Consider the following 20,050-nt stretch of genomic DNA (forward strand, 5'->3'; position numbering starts at 1 on the left):
CACAAAAATCACTGACAGTCTCGGTCAGTGATTTTTTGGAATGATGCTGTATTTATTTATTTTTAATGTGGGCAACCGCTAAGCCGTTCCTCGAAGGATCAACTGGACAATATAACTGGCCGTTTCTTCTGCTGGGCACGCAGCTGTTCCTCTGCTCCATTCGAGGGCGGCGCCGTAAAGGGTCCAACTGGCCGCAAGGGCTACGGTATCCAATGGAACGTTCCAGCCGAAATCCTCCGGTTTGAGCCGCTGCAGCCAGGCCGTGAGCAGTGATTTGATTTCCTGCTGCATCGTTCGTTCAAAGACAGGATTGATCGTTTCCACCGGACTGCAGCGACCGTGAAGGGACCGGAAATGCTCAAGGAGGTTCACGGCCAGCATCTGAAGATGATCGCTGTTCCATTCGGCATCCGGGGGCAGATGCTGCTGCAGGCGGGTATGGAGCTTATCACGGATCGATTGTTCCAGCAGGGCGTATTTGTCCGGATAATGCGAATAAAAGGTGCCCCTATTGACATCCGCACGTTCGGCAATATTTCCAACCGTCATGGCGGTAAAGCCCTTTTCTTTCATCAGCTCAGCGAACGACTGCTTCAGCAGATTCTCCGAGCGCCTGCTTCGCCGGTCTTGCGGAACGCCTCTGTTTTCCATGCATGTGCCGCCTCCTTTATACCTATGTAATATTCAACAATGAGGCTCAGATGTCGGATAACGATCAAACGCGGACGATTGACGATTTTCTCCGGCACGTGTTTTCCCTATTGTAGGGGGTGGCAGGAAAAGAATCAATCCATGGAGGTAAGGTGAACATGCCTGGTTATCAGCGAAAAGAAACCATGAAAGCGATCCGGTATCACCGGCACGGAGGGCCGGAAGTGCTGCAGTATGAAGTTGTTCCGGTTCCGTTAGTCAACGAGCGCGAAGTGTTGGTCCGCGTGCATGCGGCATCGATCAATCCGGGAGATTGGCAGATCCGCTCGGGGATGGCGGGAGACCGTTTTCCGCTGCCGTATATTCCCGGGTGGGATATTTCCGGCACCGTCGAAGAGGTCGGAGCGGGCGTCACGTCTCTGCGGGTCGGTGACGAGGTTTTTGGCATGACGGCGAACAGCGGCGCGTGTGCGGAATATGCGGCTCTGCCTGCAGCGCAGCTTGCACGAAAGCCCCGCAGCATCAGCCATGAAGCGGCGGCCGCCCTTCCGCAGTCGGCCTGTACGGCCTGGAACGCGCTGTTTGTTCAAGGTGGCCTGAAGGCCGGCCAAAGGGTGCTGATCAACGGTGCATCCGGCGGCGTCGGCCACTTCGCCGTGCAGCTCGCCAAATGGAAGGGAGCCGAGGTGACCGGCGTAGCCTCCGGCAGGAATGAAGCATTTTTGCGTGAGCTTGGGGCTGATCAATTTGCCGATTATTCTTCCGGATCATGGACGCAGGCTGTTGATCCGGTCCAGCTTGCGGTCGATACGGTCGGTGGGACCGAAGGAAACCGGCTTTTGGAGGTGATTACGCCTGGGGGATCGCTGGTTCCGGTCACGTGGGGGAATTATGACACCGATCAGGCGGCCGCCGGGCAGATTGACGTTCACGAAGTTGCGATGCTGCCGGTCACGACAGCGGATTTGGAACGGATATCCCGCTTAGTGGAGGAAGGGCAGCTTCGAGCGGTCATCGACCGGATGTTTCCTTTAAAAGAGACCGCCCTGGCTCATGGGCTCAGCGAAAGCCGGCGAGCCAGGGGGAAGATCATTATTCGTGTAAGCAGCACGGCGGATCGATAAAAACTTCCTTATTTTTTTCGTGGAAGGAACAAGGCTGCGACTCCCCCGATGATCATCCCGGCGGCAGCCAGATACATGGCCGTGCGGACGCCTGCTGCCTGGGCGACCAGAAGCGAGCCGCCGCTTTGACCGGCGATACCGGAATTGGCGATGAAGATCAGGAAGGCCATGCCGATGGCGTTGCCGATATTCAGCGTCGTCGAGGCCATACCCGAGGCCACGCCCTGCTCCGATGGAGCCACACCCGCGGAAGCGGCGATCCACATGCCGGTCCATACGACGCCCTGGCCTAGGCCGGAAATGATCAATCCGGGCACGATAAGCAGATAGCCGGAGTCGGCATACGCCCCCAGCGGGATGAGGGCGGTGCCAACGATGCCGATCATGCTGCCGGTCAGAATCGTGCTGCGCATGCCGTAGCGAGTGGCAAGCTTTTCGCCCCATTGGGTTCCAAGGGCAATAGAAAGCGATGGCACGATAAAGGCAAGGCCGGTTTGCAGGGCATTGAATTGATGCACGTTCTGGAACAGTACCGTGAGAAAGTAGGGGATGGCTCCAAAGGTACCCATGTAAAGAAAGGTTATGATCATGCCCGTGACCAGGCTCCGTCTCCGGAGAAGACGCGGCGGCATCAGCGGATTGGAGGTGCGGTTTTCGATCCAGGCAAAAGTGAGAAATAACAACAGGGACAGAAGGGCGCATATCAGAATACCGGGGGAGCCCCATCCTGCCTCAGGCCCCTGAACGAGGCAATACACGAGTAAAGTTGCAGCGCCAGTAAAGCTTAGTGCCCCAGGCAGATCAAAGCTGCTCCTTCCGGATTGGACGGAGTCCCGCGGAATGGCAGCGAGTGCGGCCAGAGCTGCACCGCCGGCAAACAATACGTTGACGAAGAAGACGGCTTCCCATCCAATGGCGTTCGTCAGCACGCCGCCGAGGAGAGAGCCCAAGGTCAATCCGCTGGCTCCCGCTCCGCCCCAGACTGCGAGGGCCCGGTTGCGCTTAGGTCCTTCTTCATACAGCCGGTTGATAAGGGATAGGGTCGCCGGAAAAAGAAAAGCGGCTCCGATACCTTGCAGCGCTCTGGCCAGGATGATGACCAGCGGACTCCATGCCAGCCCTCCAAGCAAGGAGGCCAGCGCGAACAGGAGCAGCGCGGAGATGAACATCCTCTTTTGCCCGAGCTGGTCTGCGGCACGTCCGCCAAGAAGGAGGAAGCCGCCGCAGAAAATCGTATAGGCGCTGACGACCCACTGAAGGGATTGTTCCGAAAAGCCCAGTGCACGGCCCACTTCGGGGAGCGCAACAAACACGATATTAATATCAAGGGAGTAGATCAGCTGGGCGAAAGCGAGGATGGCCAGGCTCCAGCCCAAGGCTTTCTTTGACATCGCCGGTGTGGCGGCAGAATGGGCAGCGGTAATGACCTCGCCCCTTGGACTTGCTGACAACGGGTCTCGTGATGACACGCGAAAAGCACCTCATTTCAAAATGTTTTGAAATGATTATATTTCAACAAAAATTGAAATGTCAATACAGAGGGTGTATAATATGATCTATGAGATCCCATTACGAAACCGAGATGGCCAAAGCGGCCAAAGCACTCAGCGATCCGATCCGGATGAAAATTTTGACGATGATTAAAATGGGCAGGCAGCTGGATTACCAGTCTCCTGTCTGTACTTTTGAGCCTGCGGCCGTATGCCCCGCGGACCTGCAGCTTAAGCTGGGAGACGTATCGCCGTCCAAGCTGTCCTACCATTTGAAGGAGCTTAAGGATGAGGGGTATATCAAGGAATGCAGGGAGGGAAAACGGCATTATTATTCGCTGCAGCCGGAACGGCTGAAGCAGTTCACGAAAGATTTAAGCTGGCTGTATGAATAGGAAAGCGGAGCGGGGGTTTGGAGACAGATCAAGCTGATGCCTGCCCTTTATCCGTAAGCACAAACACCCCCCGACAATGTCGGGGGGTGTTTCGATTTGATGCAAGACAGAGAGCAGTCAGCTGCGTTCAGGCCTGCTCCTCCCGGCTGTATGGCAGCCGGACCCGGAACGTGGTCCCCTCGCCTGGTGAGCTCTCAGCTTTGATGGTGCCTTGATGCGCCGCGACGAACTCCTTGGCGATGGCGAGCCCAAGCCCCATTCCGCCGCTGTGCCGGGAGCGGGAAGCATCGGCCCGGTAGAAGCGGTCGAAGAGGTTCGGGAGATGCTCGGGGGCGATGCCGGTGCCGGTGTCCTTCACCGCGATCTCCAGCCATGGCCGTCCTTGTGCATCCTGGACCTCAGACAGGATCACTTGGATCGAACCGCCATGCGGCGTATGCCGAACGGCATTGGTCAGCAGGTTGAGAAAGACCTGGGTTATCCGGCCGGAGTCGACCGGGATCATCGTGGAGCCGGCTTGGCTCACCAGCGTCATGGCAATGCCGGCATCCTGTGCGCGGGGCAGAAGCCGCTCGAGCGTCTGCTCCAGCAGGGCACGTCCGTCCGTCCGGCTGAACTCAAACGACAGCTTGCCTGCCTCGGCCAGTGAGAGCTGATGCAGATCGTCCACGAGCCGGGTGAGCCGGATCAGTTCATCCTGCAGCGGAAGCAGCTGCTCGGGTTCGATCGCTTCGCCTTGCTGCTGCAGCATATCCATCTTTCCCCTCATGATGGAGAGGGGAGTTCGCAGCTCATGCGCGACGTCGGCCACGAGATTGCGCCTCGCATCCTCGGCCCGGCCCAGCTGCAGGGACATCCGGTTGAAGGCGGAAGCGACCTCGCCGTACTCATCTTTAGTCGTGACCGGAACCTGCACCCCATGCCGGCCTTCCTTAATCTGCTCAATCGCAGAAACCAGCCGGCGAAGCGGGGAAGTAAGACGGCGGGAGATCCAATAGGCAGCCAGCAGGGCATCAACAATGAACACCACGGCGCTGACGATCAGCAGAAAGCCGACGCCGTGTGAAATGCCAAGCTTCACCTTGGAGATCACGCTGATCTCCGGGTCGTAGTATCGAAAAGACCCGACGTCCCGTCCATTCGTCTCGATGCGGTATTCTACCCCGAGCCCCCTGATCATGGGCTCGGCCACGCTGCCGAAGATGGCCAGCTTCCTGTCGTGGACGTCGTACAAGATCAGGCCGCTGTCTTGAACTTCTTCCAGTAAGTCGCCGGGAGCCAGCTTCTCAACACCGTTCCAGGAACCGCCGTGCCGATCATAATATTCGGTGAGCGTACGCGACAGGGCACTGATTTGCTCTTGGTCGGAGGACGGTGTCAGCTCGCCCAGCAGCCCGCGCACGACTGCATTTGTGATCAGCATAAACGTCAGGCTCATGACCACGATAAAGGCGGCCATGGCCCAAAACAGTTTCCGGCTAACGTTCACGGCGGTCACCGAACCGGTATCCGAATCCGTACACGGTGTTAATAAACACCGGGTTGGACGGATCGTCCTCGATCTTTTTGCGGATCCGGCTGATATGGGCGTCCGCGGTCCGCTCGTCGTTCAGCAGGTCGTCATCGACCGCAGCCAGCAGCTGCAGGCGGCTGTATACAATGCCCGGCCGCGAAGCCAGGGTGGCGAGCATTTTGAATTCGGTCGGTGTCAGCAGAACTTCCTCCCCGCGTTTCCACACCCGGCACTGCGCCTCGGATATCGTTAAATCTCCCCGCACGATCCGGTCGTCCGGAGTCTCGTCCCCATGGATTCTTCGGAGAACCGAGCGTATTCGCGCGACCAGCTCCCGGAGGGAGAAGGGCTTCGTCAAATAATCGTCGGCGCCGACCTCCAGCCCGATGATTTTATCCGTTTCCTCCACTCTGGCGGTCAGCATGATGATTCCCAGCTTCGGCAGCTTCCGCAGCTCCCGGCACACGTCAATGCCGCTCATTCCCGGCATCATCCAGTCGAGGACGACCAGGGACGGCTTCCGTTCGCCGGCGATCCGGAGCGCTTCCCGCCCGGATAAAGCCGTGATCGTCTCGTATCCCTCCTGCTGGAGAAACGGCTCCATAAAGGCCAGCACTTCCTTTTCATCATCGACAAGCAGCAGAGTATGCGTCATGTGTTCATTCTCCTTTTTCTCGAGAGCCTCGGGCCGTTGCAGCCTTTCCGGCTTTTATCCCCCTCATTATATACCGGTTCCCGCGGATGCGGGGACAATTCACCAAAGCCGTAAGGAACCGCAACAAGTTCGCAACATTCCTGAAGGAAAACCCCGGACAACCCCGCATGGACCAGGGAAAAAGCCGCGAAAAATCGGATGCATTTTCATCGCAACAGCAAGAGAACTTCACAGGTTCACAACAAGTCGCTGCTACAATAAACTCCAGGCGGCAAAACACGGGGTGCGCCGCAAACTATCGCAATCCATTGCCTTCATTGCGGTCCATGCAATGGAATGCAGTTCAACGGGGGAGGGGTGATGATGCTGAAGCAGCACCATGTGATCAAAGTACTGCTGGCTGCCGTCGGCGGCGCTGCCTGCGGCATCTTTCTGTCAACCATTATTGCCGCTCTCGGTTATCTGATCCATGACCGGCCGGCCGGGACACCTTATCTTCCGCTGATCATGGCTGCGTTGTTTGCGGGGATCGCCGCGTTGACGTCCGATTATAAGGGAGGAAAACCACATGACAAGCATCGATCTTAATCCATCTAAAGATAAAATTTCAGGGGGCAGACGGATTTCCCGAGGCATCTTTATCGGACTGTCCTGTATATTGGTCGCCTGCATCACGGTTCAGGTGTACATCGCAGGGTCGGCTGTGTTCCAGAATCCGGTGAACTGGCGGCTCCACGAAAACTTTGTTCATTTCTTTGGGTTTGCCCCGCTTCTGATGATCATTTTTGCCATTACGGGAAAATGCTTTAAAGGCAGCGCGTGGCTCAGTTTGGCCATGTTTGTTCTGATCGACTTGCAGTACATGACGGCGCATGTGCCTGCGCTGGGCGCCATGCATCCGGTGATGGCCCTCGTGCTTATCCTGCTGTCGCTGTACACCGCACTGCGAAGCACACGGCGGCAGTAATCGGGAATTTATGCCCGAACAGTTGTGGAGGGGACCGGTGCCCGGGTATACTTTGAAATAAATGAAGATCATATCGTTGTTTCAAAGAGAGGGCTGTAGCATTGACCTTACAACAGTTAAAATACGTCATCGAAGTCGCCAACCGCGGGTCCATGAATGAAGCGGCCAAACGGCTGTTTATTTCGCAGCCAAGCCTGTCGAATGCGATCAAGGATCTGGAGGAAGAGCTGAACATTACGATTTTTGAACGGACGAACAAAGGGATTACCCTGTCCAAGGAAGGCGCCGAATTTCTCGGCTATGCCCGGCAGGTGACCGAGCAGGCGGAGCTGCTGGAGAGCCGCTATATGAACGCCAAGCCGTCGCCGCAGCATTTTTCCGTATCGACCCAGCACTATGCGTTTGCCGTCAATGCGTTCGTGCATTTGGTCAATGAGTATGGGCAGGACGAATACGAACTGGCGCTGAGGGAAACGAAGACCCATGAAATCATCCAGGATGTCAAAAGCCAGCGGAGCGAAATCGGCATTCTGTACCTCAATGAATTCAACAGCAAGGTCATCAACCGGCTGCTGAAAGACGCCAATTTGAAATTCACGAGCCTGTTTACGGCCCGGCCTCATATTTTTATCAGCATCCATAACCCGCTCGCCAAGCAGTCCATCGTGACGATCGACCAGCTGCAGGATTATCCCTACCTGTCGTTTGAGCAGGGGGAGTACAACTCCTTTCACTTCTCCGAGGAAATTCTGAGCACACTGACGCATCCGAAAAGCATCCGGGTCAACGACCGTGCCACGCTGTTCAACCTGCTGATCGGACTGAACGGTTATACAATCTCAACCGGTGTTCTCAGCGCCGACCTGAACGGGAACGAGATTATTCCTGTGCCGCTCGACTGCGACGAGACGATCAATGTCGGCTGGATCTGCCATCAGAATGCGGCGCTGTCCAAGCTGGCGCTGGAGTATATCGAAGCGCTGCATCAGGCGATTTCCGATTGATCCGTAATTTGGAAAATATGGATGAAGTGCCTGGACGCAGTCCCAAGGTATGATTTTTTTTGCAGCCACGCTTGCCGCTTTATGCGGCGGGGGTGGCTTTTTGTAACGCATAAGTTGGGTGCTCCATCTCATATATTGTCCAGTGACGGATGGTTATCGATGGGAGGGATACGCCTGCAATGAATGAAGAGGCGCTCTTTGAGCACAGGTTTTGGCTGCAGATTTTGGGGGATCATGCCCGTTTTATCTACAATGCTCTGGCTTCGAAGGAAGTCAAGGACGTACAGACGGCGGCTTCGTTCGTCCAATGGTTCGACCGGCTGCTGGGACAGGCGCGCTCGTTTCCTGAGGGACAGCCGCTGAAGGAGCTGAACGAACAGGCGAATCAGGCGGTACATGAACTGCGGGCGTTTAAGCTGGATCTTCTCGACCGGGTGCTGCAGCGCAAAGTGGTCATCGGGTTGTCGCCAACGTTTATCAATCATATGGTGAACGAGCTGGAGGAATATGAGCGCATTCTCGCTGAGCTGTTGAAGGGAAACCCGGTTCCCCGCTATCACCCGCTGCATCACGATCTGCTGTGGCTGCCTGACGCGGCTTTTCACTCGGCATCAATCGCTTCGGATCTCGACGGGGTGGAGCGGAGGCTGATCCAGAGGAGCAAGGAATTTGAGCAGCATTTCAACGAATTTTATTTGAAGGCGCTTGAGCTTGTCGGATACTTGCGTACGCTGCGGACGACCTATCCGGCGGTGAAAAAGTTCCACAGCGACGTAGATCTGGAAATGTCGGCGTTTATGAACTTTCTGCTGGAGATCGAGGAGCTGGACATCAGCGCCGAGCTGCTGAGCAGGCTGAACAGACTGGTGCCGGACCATATGTTCCGGGAAGAATGCTATTATTTGCAGAAGCTGTCCCAATTCGGCGAGGTGCCCCGTCCTGATTGCGACCCGGCAAAGCCGAGGGTGGAGTAACGCCCTAAGGGATTGATCATAAAACCGCTTTAGAATGCCTCTTTGCTCTTCGGGTATGTCCCGGGTGCCGGGAGGTTTTTTACTCCTGAACACAAACCGGCTGGCTGCGGACAGGGATGGATAATATCAAATAAATCCAGTTTATTTGCGCTGCAGTCCATTGAGTTCGACCGGGCGATGCGTGATAATGAGGGCACAAGATCACTACCAAACGAAGAGAGGTTGATGTATTCGTGCGTAAAGTCAAGGTTGGCGTCATCGGTACCGGCATGATCAGCACCGTATATCTGAAAAATTTGACCGGCATGCTCGACCATATCGTCGAGGTCAAAGCCGTAGCGGATATGGTTCCGGAGCTCGCGCAGAAAAAAGCGGACGAGTTCGGCGTTCCGAACGTGTACACCGTGGAGGAGCTGCTGGCCGATCCGGAAATTGAAATCGTTCTCAATTTGACGGCGCCCGCCGCGCATGCCCCGCTGAACCTGCGGGCACTTGAGGCCGGTAAGCATGTGTACACGGAGAAGCCGTTTGCCCTCAACCGCGAGGATGCCGATGAGGTTCTGGCTCTGGCCGATTCCAAAAACCTGCTTGTCGGCTGCGCGCCGGACACCTTCCTCGGCGCCGGCATCCAGACCTGCGTTAAGCTGATCAATGACGGATGGATCGGCACGCCTTACGGTGCAAGCGCTACGATTATCATGGGGAACGCCGCGGGCGGCATGCATCCGAACTTCCGCAACTTCCTGAAGCTGGGCGGCGATCCGATCATGGATATGGGGCCTTACTATTTGACGGCGCTGATCGCGCTGCTCGGACCCGTACAGAGGGTAACGGGATCCGCCCGCCAGCTGCAGCAGGAGGTCGTGGTGGCCAATCCGAAATCGCCGGCATTCGGCCAGACGGTGCCGGTGGAAGCGCCGACGAACGTATCGGCGGTGCTGGACTTCCACAGCGGCGCGGTGGCTACCCTTCAGGCAGCCAAAGAGGCGTTCGGCTATTCTCCGCGGCTGGAAGTGTACGGTACGGAAGGCATCCTGTACGTTCCGGATCCGAACTTCTTTGGAGGCGCCGTATCCATCCAGTTCCCGAACGGGCAGACGAAAGAGATCCCGCATTCCCATCCGTATGCCGAGGAAGGACGCGGCATGGGCGTCGCTGACATGGCTTATGCGATCCAGTCGGGACGTCCGAACCGGGCAAGCGGCGAACTGGCGCGCCATGTGCTGGACATCTCGCTCGGCATCTTCGAAGCGTCTCAGCAGGAACGCCACATTCACCTGGAATCCACGGTGGAACGTCCGGCTCCGCTGCCGCTCGGCCTGAAATACAACATGCTGGATCTGTAACGATCACCTCACGGAATATCTATCTCATTTCAAACCAAGAGAGGATGCATAGATCATGACCCAATTTCCCGTCGCCGTACAGCCATATACGGTTCGCGAACAATTAAGCAAGGATTACATAGGCACGCTGGAGAAAATCGCCGCCATCGGCTATCAGGGCATCGAGCTCGGACGCCCGCCGGAAGGCATCACTGTGGCAGAGCAGAAGGCGCTGCTGGACCGGATTGGCCTCAAGGTCATCGGAACCCACGCCGGATTCGATACGTTTGATTTCAACCCGGACGACATCGCGGATTATCTCGAGGAGGTGGACGGCGGTAAATTCGTGGCGCTGTCGCTGCGTTTTGCGTCCCGGGACGAGGTGCTGGCCAAGGCCGCCAAGCTGAACGAAGCGGGCGAGAAGTTCCGCCGGCGCGGGGTTCAGCTGCTGTACCATAACCACGACTGGGAATTCGCCAAATTCGACGGCGAATACGCGCTCGATATTTTGCTCCGCGAAACCGATCCTTCCTTGGTTCAGATGGAGCTGGATACGTATTGGGTCAAGCGGGGCGGTGAAGATCCGGTGTCGTACCTCGCCAAGCTTCAGAACCGGTGCCCGCTGCTCCATATCAAAGACGTGGAAGCCGGCGAGGAGCAGTTTTTCGCCGAAATCGGGGAGGGGATTCTCGATTTCAAGGCCATCGCTCAAACGGCGCGGGAGGTAGGAACCGGCTGGCTCGTCGTCGAACAGGATCAGAGCCGGCGAGATCCGCTGGAGAGCCTGGCGATCAGCTACCGCAATTTGCAGGGGCTCGGACTGATTTAATCATTTATTTTCTTACGAACGAACATCGAATGGGCCTGAAAAGGAACCGAAGCTAAGACTCCACTTCGTGGGGATGAGGAAGGGAACTGCCATGAATACAACGGAAAGCCAATCCAGCCGGGCGGCCTCGCATCTTGTGCACCTCCCGAGAATCCATATCGTCGGGGACATCGTCAAGAAGCCCGGCACCTCCCTCGGCCCGCGGCGGATTCACGATTACGAGCTGCTGTATTTTCCGGATGGGACGCGCAGCGTCTACAGGGTGGAGGGAGAAGCATACGTCCTGCAGGAACCGAGCTTTATCGTGACCAGGCCGGGCGAATACCACGCCTATGAATACGACCCGCAGCAGCCGGCGCGCCATCTGTTCATTCATTTCGGATTTCCGGAAAATGGCGGGACGGAGGCGGCTCTTCCGCTCCTTGCGCCCGGCGGGCCGAGCTGTATTCCGCTGGACGAGGAGCTTCCGGTCGGTATGATGAAGCAAATCATGCATATTGCCCATGCCCACACGGACCGGATGCAGAGCCGCGGGAGCTCGCTTCTATGGTCGCTGCTGACGGAAATCAGCGGCCACCTCTACGACGAGCCGCTGACGACGCCGGCCAACCGGATTCCTCCCCAAATCGTCAAGGCGCTCGATTATATCGACAAGCATTTGGGGGAGGCCATTTCGGTGGAAATGCTGGCGAGGCGGATCGGCTGGTCGCATGAGCATTTCTCCAGGTCTTTTGTGCAGTATATGGGCCGCACGCCGCGCGACGCGATTATTCAACGGCGGATCGAGCGCGCCTGCCAGCTCCTGCTGTACGAGGAGCACAGCATCAAGGAGGTCGCCTTTGCGGTCGGATTCTCGGATGAAAATTACTTCAGCAGGGTGTTCAAAGCCGTGAAGGGACTCACCGCCAGCCAGTACCGCAAAAAGTATTACAATCCGATGTACCGGGATTTGGTTCCGGTCAAGGAGTCGGAATCGCTGTATCCGGTCAACCGGATTCTGTATAACATCGGGGCCGGCGAAGGTTAAACATTCGCCTGGCTATAGAGGAGAGTGATGCGAATGAAGGAGAAGGTGAGGACAGCGGTGGTCGGTTACGGATTCGCCGCCAGGACGTTTCACTGCCCGGTCATCACGGCCGTACCGGAGCTGGAGCTGGCGATGATCGTCCAGCGCAGCGGCCATTCGTGCCTGCAGGTTTACCCGTCCGTCCGGGCTGTACAGGACGTCCGGGAAGCCTATGAGGATCCGGGCATCGACTTGATCGTCATTACGACGCCGAGCACGGCGCACTACTCGTTTGTCAAGGACGCCCTGCTCGCAGGCAAGCATGTCGTCGTGGAAAAGCCGTTCACGGCGACGACGGAGGAAGCGGACGAACTGATCGCGCTGGCCCAAAGTAAAGGGCTGGTGCTCAGCGTATTCCATAACCGCCGGTGGGACGGCGATTACCTGACGCTGCAGGAGGTTGTCCGCCGCGGTCTGGTCGGCCGGATTACCGAAGCGGAATTCCGCTGGGACCGGTTCAGCCCGAATGCCGATCCGAGCCGCTGGCGGGATGCGGGGGCCGAAGGGTCCGGGACGTTCTATGACCTGGGCGTCCACCTGATCGACCAGGCGCTGACGCTGTTCGGGCTTCCGGACAGCGTGCAGGCAGAGGTGCGGACGCAGCGGGAGCGGACGCTGGCCCCGGACTATTTTGACGTATCGCTGGGGTATCCGGATGGGCTGAAGGTGTCGGTAAAATCGACCCTGCTGGCCCGGGATCCGGCTCCGAGATACCGGTTGTACGGGACGGAGGGTTCGTTTGTCAAGTATGGAGAAGATCCTCAGGAAAATCTGCTGAAGGCCGGCAGGCTGCCGGGATCGCCCGGATGGGGCGAAGAGCCGCAGGAGATGTGGGGAAGCCTCGTGGCCAGCCGGGACGGCCTGCAGTTTACGGGGCGTCTGAAGACGATTCCGGGATGTTACGACGCCTATTACCGCAACGTGGCTGAGGCTATCCATGGTGTGTCAGAGCTTAGTGTAAAGCCCGAGCAGGCCCGGATGGCGATCCGTGTCATCGAGCTGGGCATGCAGAGCCATGCTGAGCAGAGAAGGGTGCCATTTACCCCTTAACTACTTACGGAAAGAAGGAGATCAAGCTTGTTTCCTTTTAAATTGTCATTGAATACATCTACACTCCTGCCTTACGGACTCGGCGTCAAAGAGCAGGTCCGCGTGGCGGCGGAAGCAGGCTATGAGGGCATCGAGCTGTGGGTACGGGACATTGAAGCTTACCTTGCAGAGGGCGGCGAGCTGCAGGAGCTTAGACGGTATATCGAAGATCATGGACTGAAGGTGGCGAACGCCATCGCCTTCTGGGCTTGGGCCGACCGTGATCCTGAAGCGAGACAGCGCGGCTTCGATCAAGCGGAGAAGGAAATGGAGATGCTGGCGGAGCTGGGCTGTCTCGCGGCGGCGGCGCCCCCCTTCGGACAGGTTGACCACGTCACGCTGGACGAATTTGCCGCTTCCTTTGCCAAGCTGGCCGAGTTGGCCCGCCGGATCGGCATAGAGCCCTATCTTGAATTCTGGGGAAAAGCGGCCCGGCTGAACTGCTTGAAGGATGCGATTTACGTAGCTCAAGCCAGCGGGGTGGCGGACGCCAAAATTCTTATTGATCCGTTCCACATGTATACCGGCGGCAGCGAGCTTCGGGACCTTGAAGGCTTGCCTGGGAACCGGATCGGCATCGGCCATGTGAACGATTATCCGGCGGCGCCGTCCCGCTCCGAGATCCAGGACGCCCACCGGGTATTTCCGGGAGACGGCATCGCTCCGTCCGGAGCGCTCGCCAGAACGCTGGCGGATGCGGGATACGAGGGCTACCTGTCGCTGGAGCTGTTTATGGACAGCTACGGCGGGTTGACCGCCCTGGAGACCGCGAAGCTTGGCATCGCCAAGATCCGGGAGGCTTACAGCCTGTAATGTCCAGATCCATCGCGGGAGACAACCCCGTTAGCAAGCTGTCGCTGCTTGCGATTACGTGGCCGATTTTTGTGGAATCGGCCCTTCAAATGTTTCTCAGGACATCGGACACGTTCATGCTGAGCAAGGTGTCCGACGGCGCGGTTGCGGCGGTCGGTGTCGCGAACCAGATCATCATGTTTGCGGTGCTGATGTTCAATTTCGTGGCGCTCGGCTCCGCGGTGGTCATCTCGCAGTATTTGGGTGCACGCAGGCAGCATGAAATCGGCCGGCTTGCCGGGTCCTCGCTGGCGCTGAACTTCCTGTTCGGCCTGGTCGTGAGCGTCATCGTCATGATGCTCAGCGGGCCGCTGCTGCGGATTTTCGACCTCGATCCTTCCCTGTTCGGGCAGGCGGAGAAGTATTTGCTCATCGCCGGGGGCGCCCTGGTCATTCAGGCGCTGCTGACCGCCGTCACGGCCATGATCCAGTCTCACGGATTAACCCGGCAGACGATGGTCGTCACGATCGGGATGAACGTGCTGAATATTTTCGGCAATTACCTGTTTATTTACGGCCCCGGAGGCTTTCCGAAGCTGGGCGTCGTCGGGGTGGCGATATCCACCGCCTTTGCCCAGTGCGTCGGGCTGGCCGTCAATCTGGTGCTGCTCCGCAAGGCGGCGGGCGTCTACATCCGCTGGAACGACCTGTTCGTGTGGAGCCGTGAGCATATCGGGAAGGTGCTTCGCGTCGGGGTGCCATCCTCGGCCGTGTCCTTGTCGTACTCCGCCAACCAGTTTGTGACCACGGCCTTTATTTCGTCGCTTGGGGCCAGCGTGCTGGCAACGAAAATTTACACACAGAACATCATGTTCTTCGTCATGATTCTGGCCGTCTCGCTGGGCCGGGGCGGGCAAATCATCGTCGGGCAGCTGGTCGGCGCGGGCCAGAGGGAAGAGGCCTACAAGCAGGTGATCCGGAATCTGATCCGCAGCGAGCTGATTACGCTGGCGGCCGTCGCCGTGCTGACGCTGTTCCGGCAGCCGCTGATGAAGCTGTTTACGACCGACCCGGACATTATCGCGATGGGAGCGGCCTTGCTGCTGCTGAGCTTTCTGCTGGAGCCGGGGCGCAACTTCAACGTCATCCTGGAACGGTCGCTGCAGGCCGCCGGCGACGCCCGGTCCGCCATGATCGTGTCCATCACGGTGACCTGGCTCTTCAGTGTGCCGCTGACGTACCTGCTCGGCATTTATTGGGGATACGGCCTGTACGGCATCTGGGCGGCTTTTATCGCCGACGAATGGCTGCGGGGCATCCTGCTCTGGGTCCGCTGGAGGAGCAAGGCCTGGCAGCGAAAAGCGCTGGTGCAGCTTCGCAGCGAGGAGCAGGCGCTATAGCCGCCCGCGCAGGCAGCACAAAAGAACCGCCACTCGGGGATTATCCGGGGTGGCGGTTCTTTGTGCCGGCGCCGAACAGGGACAGATATGCCGAGGAGCGGCGGATCAAGGCGCGGGTATCCGTCGGGAATTCCCGGCCGAGCAGCGGGAGGCGGTTGTAGGGAGCTTTCGCCTGGATTTCCGTTTCAAGGGCAGCCGTCCGGCCGGAGATCGCAAGCGACGTTCCTCCCCCGATGCGCAGCGATGCTGCGGCTCCTTCGGCGTAAGCCGTACGGTTCAGCTTGAGAAGGCCGACATCAAGGGATCTTCCCATCTGTTCGGCTGTTGTGCGCGCGGTATGCTGCTCCAGGCGTGACCTGACATCAAGCAGCGCCATCAGCGCGAGCGGGTACTGATTGTGGTCCGGATGCTTCAGAATGTTCATGGCCGTCGCGGTGATGGCCTCTTCCAGCGTCAGGCCGCAAATATAGCGCAGGCGGCAGCCCCACCGTACCAGATCGAAGGCTTGCTTGCCTGAGCACAGCAGGCCCTCGGCAAGCCCTTCCTCGCCGGAGTAAGGCAGCTTTAAAATGCCGATCCGGCAGTTTTCCAGCCAGCCCAGGCTGTGGTGCTGGTATCTTGGAAGAACGATTTCAAACAGTTCGATGGTGGGAATCAAAGCCCGGTTCATCGTGACATCCTCCTTGACCGTGATTTCATGGATACTCCCTGCCGTCTTGTTCCGGATCGTCACGGCCAGTAGGGTTCCATACATGTGTCCGATTGGTAAACTATCCGCATCATACGTCCAAGGGATATCTTTGGCAAGAAGACGAGGCGGATTTTTCGGATCAAAACCAGCATCTTTCCAGTGTAAAGTCCAAAATTGCGGCAAAAAGCCGCTTTTTTTCAGCCTAGCGGCTTCAGCCCTATACCGGCATTATATTCCGATCCAATGGGCGGGTTCAGCCATATGAATGGCTTCCCGCCTTCAGTTATCCAGCAAAGCTAAGGAAAGCGGTAGGAAAGGCCGTAAAACAATGATTCCTACGGATTAGGACCCGTTTTCCCATCAGATCCCCAAATAAAGCAGGGAATCGTATCGTTTCCCTGCTTTACAGTTCGCCGTCCCAGGCGTATATTCATTTCATCATCCAATAGAGTAAGATTTGCGACTTGATGAACGCTGAATTTTCCGATGAAAAGCGGGGGAACCAATCGCAGTCCTCGTCCCACGGATCTTTATGCTGGGGCTTGCGGCTTGCAGGGGTGAATCGGAGGCAGGACAATGCCTGTTTCCGTAGGGCTACTCTCACGGCCCGAATCCGTCAGCTAACCTCGTAAGCGTAGTTGAGAGCGGAGGAAACTGTGATTTGACGCATCAACACAGGGTATCTGCTCTGTGTTTTTCTGTGCGCTCATTTTGAAGGATGAAGCGTGTACATGGAATATGTCTATTCGCTGAATTTCCGCCGGAGGGCGGAAAGCGGGGGAACCGGTCGTGTCTGCAGCATCCGCTGCGGCCATATGGGGTGAATCTCGAAAGTGATGAGTAGGGCTACTCTTGGGCCCGAATCCGTCAGCTAACCACGCAAGCGTGTTAAGAGAGGCAGCTGTTATTCATGCAGATGGCAAGGCTTATTCGGCCTTGGAGTTGGAAGCATGGAAGAGTGTCCTCTTTCCGGTGCTTCTTTTTTGTTGTTTAAACAAGGAGAAGCATCGATTCCCAAGCGGGCGGCGCCCGCGATTTTGCACAAACAGAGAAAACAGGTTATGTGGGAGAGAGGAGAACATGAAGTGCCTCAGATACAAGTAAACGGAACCACGTTATATTATGAAATTCACGGCAGCGGCACGCCCATCGTGTTCATTCACGGGCATTTGTCGTCCCATCATATGTTTGAGCCCCAGGTCGAATATTTCAGCAAGCGGGCGAAGGTGATTGTGCTGGACCTCCGGGGTTATGGCAATTCGGGGAAGCTTGACGTGGAGGTCGGGCACATTATGGAAACCCAATGCAGCGATCTGTGCGAGCTGCTGGATAAGCTGCATATTTCGCAGGCGACGCTTGTCGGCTGTTCCAGCGGAAGCGTGCTCGCCCAGACGTTTGCCGCCCTTCACCCGGACCGGGTCAGCGCCCTGGTGCTCGTAGACAGCTACTTCGCGGGATGCTTCGGGAAAAAGAACCATTTGCTGAATATTTGCGAGGCGTGCAGCTGGCTGTCTTATTATTTGCCTGCGGAGTTTTTCCTCCGGTCGCTGCGGGTGACGTATAACCGGTGGAGGCCGGTCTACAGCATCCTGCGCAAGGAGCTGTACCACAAGCGGCCGACAGAGTCGATCAAGCAGCGTATGGAGCTGCTGCGTATGGAGATGCCTGCCAATTTGGCACGGCTGCCGATGCCTGTACTGTGCGTCGCAGGCAGCCAAAGCGAGTGGTTCGTCAAGCAAATGCAGCGGGCGGCCACCCTGTTCCGGCAAGTGCAGCTGGCGACGATCGAGGATGCGATGTACCCGACCCATTTATGCCAGCCGCATGCATTCAACCGCATGCTGCTGAACTTTTTGATGGACCAGCATATTTACCGGACCCGGGAAGCCTATGGAGGGTAGCCCGCGGTCATGGGATTTGCCTCCTGGAAAGAAAATCGCATCTTGAATCGCACTGGCCCTAACCAAACGATCTACTCGCTATATTAGCTAATAAGTTAACCGCCCGATAAGAAGGCGGTTAACTGAGCTCTAGCGAGTATTCGTTTTTTCAATGAGACTGATTATATTAAAAAGGGAGGGATGAACCGTCCATCAATATCGGTGAACCCGTATTCCTGGGCAAGATCACCAACCTGTAGTACCCGTCCGTTTTTCAGTTTCACCTCATCATCCCCAGCTAGGGCTGACACCGCTCGCCCTACGTAGTACGGCGACTCCGTGTGTTTCAGAGCCTCAACCTCTTTCCAATGAGCTTCATCTGTACCGAAGTTCCTTAATACCAGTTCTGTTCTCATCCAGCCAGGGGAGACCGCTACCACGGTTATTTCAGTGCTTTTGAGATCATGAGCTAATCCGAGCACTGAGCGGTTAATGGTATTCTTGGCGAGGTCGTAATAGAAAGTTCCTAAATACTTATCCTGATCCTGAAATGTGGTATGTACGATCAATCCAGAATCAGCTTCCAGCATAAGCGGGATCGCATAATGGTTTGTCGCTATTTGTGGGCGTACTCCATTCTGAAACATAGCATCCCACATGTTCAGCGGATATTCCCAGAATGGTTTGGATTGTAAATTCACTTCCAAGTCATGCAGTCCCCAGACGTTATTCACTAGGATATGGAGCCGTCCTTGTTCCTGTCGGATTCTCTCGATCAAAGCCTGTGTATCCTCATCACGGGTATGATCGCAACGACATGCGTACGCCTCTCCTCCATGACTTCGAATCTCCTCCACAGTTTCATCGATACTGCCTGGAAAACCGTGTGTAGTCGTCCCTCGTAAACTTCTTCCGGATACATAAACTACTGCTCCGGCTTTCCCAAGCTCAACGGCAATCCCACGTCCTGCTCCCCGGCTTCCTCCGGTTACAAGAGCGATTTTCCCAGCGAGTCTCTTCAAGTCCATCTACTCCTTCGCAGTTATTTATTTCATCATACTATGGTAATACGTCATTAACTGTCGTAGTTTGAGGATGAACGATTGATTTTTGGAATAAATGAAAAGGCAAGCTTGAAAGTTAGGCATATTGCTAATTTGTTATTTGCGGCTATATCGATAAAATACGTTATGGGAATCTGGGCTGCGGTGTGCAGCCTTTTTTAGGTTGGTGAAAGTGCTTGTGCCATTGACAGGCAGGGATATAATGGAGAGATATCATCATGGCATAAGAAGGAGGAAAAGTTGTGGCAACCATCGAAGATTTGATGAAGCTGGACATTCGCATCGGAACGGTGGTCAAGGCGGAGCCTTTTCCGGAGGCGCGCAAGCCGGCGATCAAGTTGAGCATTGATTTTGGGGAGCTTGGAGTCAAGCGTTCCTCGGCCCAGATTACGAGAAGGTATACCCCGGAGCAGCTGATCGGCCGCCAGGTGGCCGCCGTCGTTAATTTTCCCGTGCGGCGGATTGCCGGATATGAATCGGAAGTGCTCGTTCTCGGCGGAGTTCCGGAAGAGGGCGATGTGGTGCTGCTGGCCCCTGATGTGCCTGTCGGTAACGGCACGCCCATTGCTTGAACATTTAACAAAACGAAAGGATGGATACCGATGATTCTGCGCCCAACGAAGGAAGACTACAACGAAGGTTTCGCCAAGTATGTCTCTCTCGTACCTGAGGGGAACCTCGAGGAGATTCTGAACGGGTCTCTGAACCGGACGAACGCGTTTTATTCTGCACTGACGGAAGACAAGGCGAATTACCGCTATGCGCCAGGCAAATGGAGCTTGAAAGAGGTGCTCGGCCATATCACGGATAATGAGCGCATCATGTGCTACAGACTGCTCCGCATCGCCAGGGGGGACGCCACGCCTTTGACCGGCTATGACGAGGAAGTGCTGATGGAAGGCGCAGCCTTCGACCGTTTCTCCATCGCTGAGCTTCTCGAGGATTTTGCCGCCGTTCGCCGCTCCACGCTGACGCTGCTGCGGAGCATTCCGGACGAGGCCTGGACCCGGAGAGGTACTGTAAACGGCTATGAATCCACCGCCGCCGCTTGGGCGTATATTCTGACCGGACATGAAATCCATCATTATAACGTGATCCAGGAAAGATACATATAACTTCCCAAGGGTCAAAATTGGGCCGA

The 20,050-nt window shown here is 56.6% G+C and carries 21 protein-coding genes and 2 riboswitches; of the genes, 15 read left to right on the forward strand and 6 right to left on the reverse strand.

Features of this window, described 5'->3' with window-relative positions:
- Nucleotides 1-78: 78 nt before the first annotated feature.
- The gene (locus BCV73_RS03165; RefSeq protein WP_089545957.1) at nucleotides 79-651 is read right to left on the reverse strand and encodes a TetR/AcrR family transcriptional regulator; all 573 of its coding nucleotides are present in this window, start codon (nucleotides 649-651) and stop codon (nucleotides 79-81) included.
- Nucleotides 652-809: 158 nt separating this feature from the next.
- On the opposite strand from BCV73_RS03165, the gene BCV73_RS03170 reads away from it, so the two are divergent.
- A complete protein-coding gene (locus BCV73_RS03170) occupies nucleotides 810-1,775 on the forward strand; it encodes an NADP-dependent oxidoreductase (RefSeq protein ID WP_089545960.1) in 966 nt (321 codons plus the stop codon).
- 8 nt (nucleotides 1,776-1,783) lie between these two features.
- Here BCV73_RS03170 and BCV73_RS03175 read toward each other — a convergent pair whose 3' ends face one another.
- Entirely contained in the window at nucleotides 1,784-3,244 is a 1,461-nt protein-coding gene (locus BCV73_RS03175; RefSeq protein WP_208629319.1) for an MFS transporter, read from the reverse strand.
- Nucleotides 3,245-3,333: 89 nt separating this feature from the next.
- Between BCV73_RS03175 and BCV73_RS03180 the strand changes: the two genes are divergently transcribed.
- Nucleotides 3,334-3,660, forward strand: a complete 327-nt coding sequence (locus tag BCV73_RS03180; protein ID WP_089545961.1) for an ArsR/SmtB family transcription factor — start codon at nucleotides 3,334-3,336, stop codon at nucleotides 3,658-3,660.
- Nucleotides 3,661-3,787: 127 nt separating this feature from the next.
- Here BCV73_RS03180 and BCV73_RS03185 read toward each other — a convergent pair whose 3' ends face one another.
- Both BCV73_RS03185 and BCV73_RS03190 read right to left on the reverse strand, forming a co-directional pair.
- Nucleotides 3,788-5,149: a sensor histidine kinase gene (locus BCV73_RS03185; protein ID WP_089550073.1), complete on the reverse strand. Its 1,362-nt coding sequence runs from the start codon at nucleotides 5,147-5,149 to the stop codon at nucleotides 3,788-3,790.
- Nucleotides 5,139-5,828: a response regulator gene (locus BCV73_RS03190; protein ID WP_076170323.1), complete on the reverse strand. Its 690-nt coding sequence runs from the start codon at nucleotides 5,826-5,828 to the stop codon at nucleotides 5,139-5,141. Before BCV73_RS03190 ends, BCV73_RS03185 begins: the two co-directional genes overlap by 11 nt.
- A gap of 363 nt (nucleotides 5,829-6,191) precedes the next feature.
- Here BCV73_RS03190 and BCV73_RS03195 point away from each other — a divergent pair, with 363 nt between their 5' ends.
- The 10 genes from BCV73_RS03195 (at nucleotide 6,192) to BCV73_RS03240 (ending at nucleotide 15,274) form a co-directional block, all read left to right on the forward strand.
- Nucleotides 6,192-6,416, forward strand: coding sequence for a DUF5957 family protein (locus tag BCV73_RS03195; protein WP_089545962.1), 225 nt, complete (start codon nucleotides 6,192-6,194; stop codon nucleotides 6,414-6,416).
- A complete protein-coding gene (locus BCV73_RS03200) occupies nucleotides 6,397-6,795 on the forward strand; it encodes a DUF6220 domain-containing protein (RefSeq protein ID WP_089545964.1) in 399 nt (132 codons plus the stop codon). Before BCV73_RS03195 ends, BCV73_RS03200 begins: the two co-directional genes overlap by 20 nt.
- A gap of 101 nt (nucleotides 6,796-6,896) precedes the next feature.
- On the forward strand, nucleotides 6,897-7,799 hold the full coding sequence (locus BCV73_RS03205) for a LysR family transcriptional regulator (RefSeq protein ID WP_076170320.1): 903 nt from the start codon (nucleotides 6,897-6,899) through the stop codon (nucleotides 7,797-7,799).
- Nucleotides 7,800-7,978: 179 nt separating this feature from the next.
- Entirely contained in the window at nucleotides 7,979-8,773 is a 795-nt protein-coding gene (locus tag BCV73_RS03210; RefSeq protein WP_076170319.1) for a DUF2935 domain-containing protein, read from the forward strand.
- A 233-nt stretch (nucleotides 8,774-9,006) separates the two neighbouring features.
- Nucleotides 9,007-10,119 carry a Gfo/Idh/MocA family protein gene (locus tag BCV73_RS03215; RefSeq protein WP_089545965.1) on the forward strand — a complete coding sequence of 371 codons (1,113 nt, stop codon included), beginning with the start codon at nucleotides 9,007-9,009 and terminating at the stop codon, nucleotides 10,117-10,119.
- A 55-nt stretch (nucleotides 10,120-10,174) separates the two neighbouring features.
- Nucleotides 10,175-10,927, forward strand: coding sequence for a sugar phosphate isomerase/epimerase family protein (locus tag BCV73_RS03220; RefSeq protein WP_089545967.1), 753 nt, complete (start codon nucleotides 10,175-10,177; stop codon nucleotides 10,925-10,927).
- Nucleotides 10,928-11,018: 91 nt separating this feature from the next.
- Entirely contained in the window at nucleotides 11,019-11,954 is a 936-nt protein-coding gene (locus tag BCV73_RS03225; RefSeq protein WP_089545968.1) for an AraC family transcriptional regulator, read from the forward strand.
- A gap of 33 nt (nucleotides 11,955-11,987) precedes the next feature.
- Complete coding sequence (locus tag BCV73_RS03230) at nucleotides 11,988-13,043, forward strand: oxidoreductase (RefSeq protein ID WP_089545969.1); 1,056 nt, start codon at nucleotides 11,988-11,990, stop codon at nucleotides 13,041-13,043.
- Between the two features lie 48 nt (nucleotides 13,044-13,091).
- Entirely contained in the window at nucleotides 13,092-13,895 is an 804-nt protein-coding gene (locus BCV73_RS03235; RefSeq protein WP_218828087.1) for a sugar phosphate isomerase/epimerase family protein, read from the forward strand.
- On the forward strand, nucleotides 13,895-15,274 hold the full coding sequence (locus tag BCV73_RS03240) for an MATE family efflux transporter (RefSeq protein WP_089545972.1): 1,380 nt from the start codon (nucleotides 13,895-13,897) through the stop codon (nucleotides 15,272-15,274). Before BCV73_RS03235 ends, BCV73_RS03240 begins: the two co-directional genes overlap by 1 nt.
- Nucleotides 15,275-15,314: 40 nt before the next feature.
- Here the strand turns inward: BCV73_RS03240 and BCV73_RS03245 are convergent, their stop codons facing one another.
- Complete coding sequence (locus tag BCV73_RS03245) at nucleotides 15,315-16,028, reverse strand: hypothetical protein (RefSeq protein ID WP_218828088.1); 714 nt, start codon at nucleotides 16,026-16,028, stop codon at nucleotides 15,315-15,317.
- 399 nt (nucleotides 16,029-16,427) lie between these two features.
- Nucleotides 16,428-16,615: riboswitch (cyclic di-AMP (ydaO/yuaA leader) on the forward strand.
- Nucleotides 16,616-16,702: 87 nt separating this feature from the next.
- A riboswitch (cyclic di-AMP (ydaO/yuaA leader) is annotated at nucleotides 16,703-16,867 on the forward strand.
- A 183-nt stretch (nucleotides 16,868-17,050) separates the two neighbouring features.
- On the opposite strand from BCV73_RS03245, the gene BCV73_RS03250 reads away from it, so the two are divergent.
- Nucleotides 17,051-17,866: an alpha/beta fold hydrolase gene (locus BCV73_RS03250; protein ID WP_179231866.1), complete on the forward strand. Its 816-nt coding sequence runs from the start codon at nucleotides 17,051-17,053 to the stop codon at nucleotides 17,864-17,866.
- 161 nt (nucleotides 17,867-18,027) lie between these two features.
- Here BCV73_RS03250 and BCV73_RS03255 read toward each other — a convergent pair whose 3' ends face one another.
- Nucleotides 18,028-18,867 (reverse strand): SDR family NAD(P)-dependent oxidoreductase, encoded by an 840-nt coding sequence (locus BCV73_RS03255; RefSeq protein ID WP_089545977.1) that lies wholly within the window; start codon nucleotides 18,865-18,867, stop codon nucleotides 18,028-18,030.
- Between the two features lie 284 nt (nucleotides 18,868-19,151).
- Here BCV73_RS03255 and csaA point away from each other — a divergent pair, with 284 nt between their 5' ends.
- Both csaA and BCV73_RS03265 read left to right on the forward strand, forming a co-directional pair.
- The gene (gene csaA, locus BCV73_RS03260) at nucleotides 19,152-19,481 is read left to right on the forward strand and encodes a chaperone CsaA (protein WP_089545979.1); all 330 of its coding nucleotides are present in this window, start codon (nucleotides 19,152-19,154) and stop codon (nucleotides 19,479-19,481) included.
- Nucleotides 19,482-19,511: 30 nt separating this feature from the next.
- Nucleotides 19,512-20,024 carry a DinB family protein gene (locus tag BCV73_RS03265; protein WP_089545981.1) on the forward strand — a complete coding sequence of 171 codons (513 nt, stop codon included), beginning with the start codon at nucleotides 19,512-19,514 and terminating at the stop codon, nucleotides 20,022-20,024.
- Nucleotides 20,025-20,050 lie beyond the last annotated feature (26 nt).

Source organism: Paenibacillus sp. SSG-1, assembly GCF_002224835.1.
In the GTDB taxonomy this organism is placed as follows: Bacteria; Bacillota; Bacilli; order Paenibacillales; family Paenibacillaceae; genus Paenibacillus_AQ; species Paenibacillus_AQ favisporus.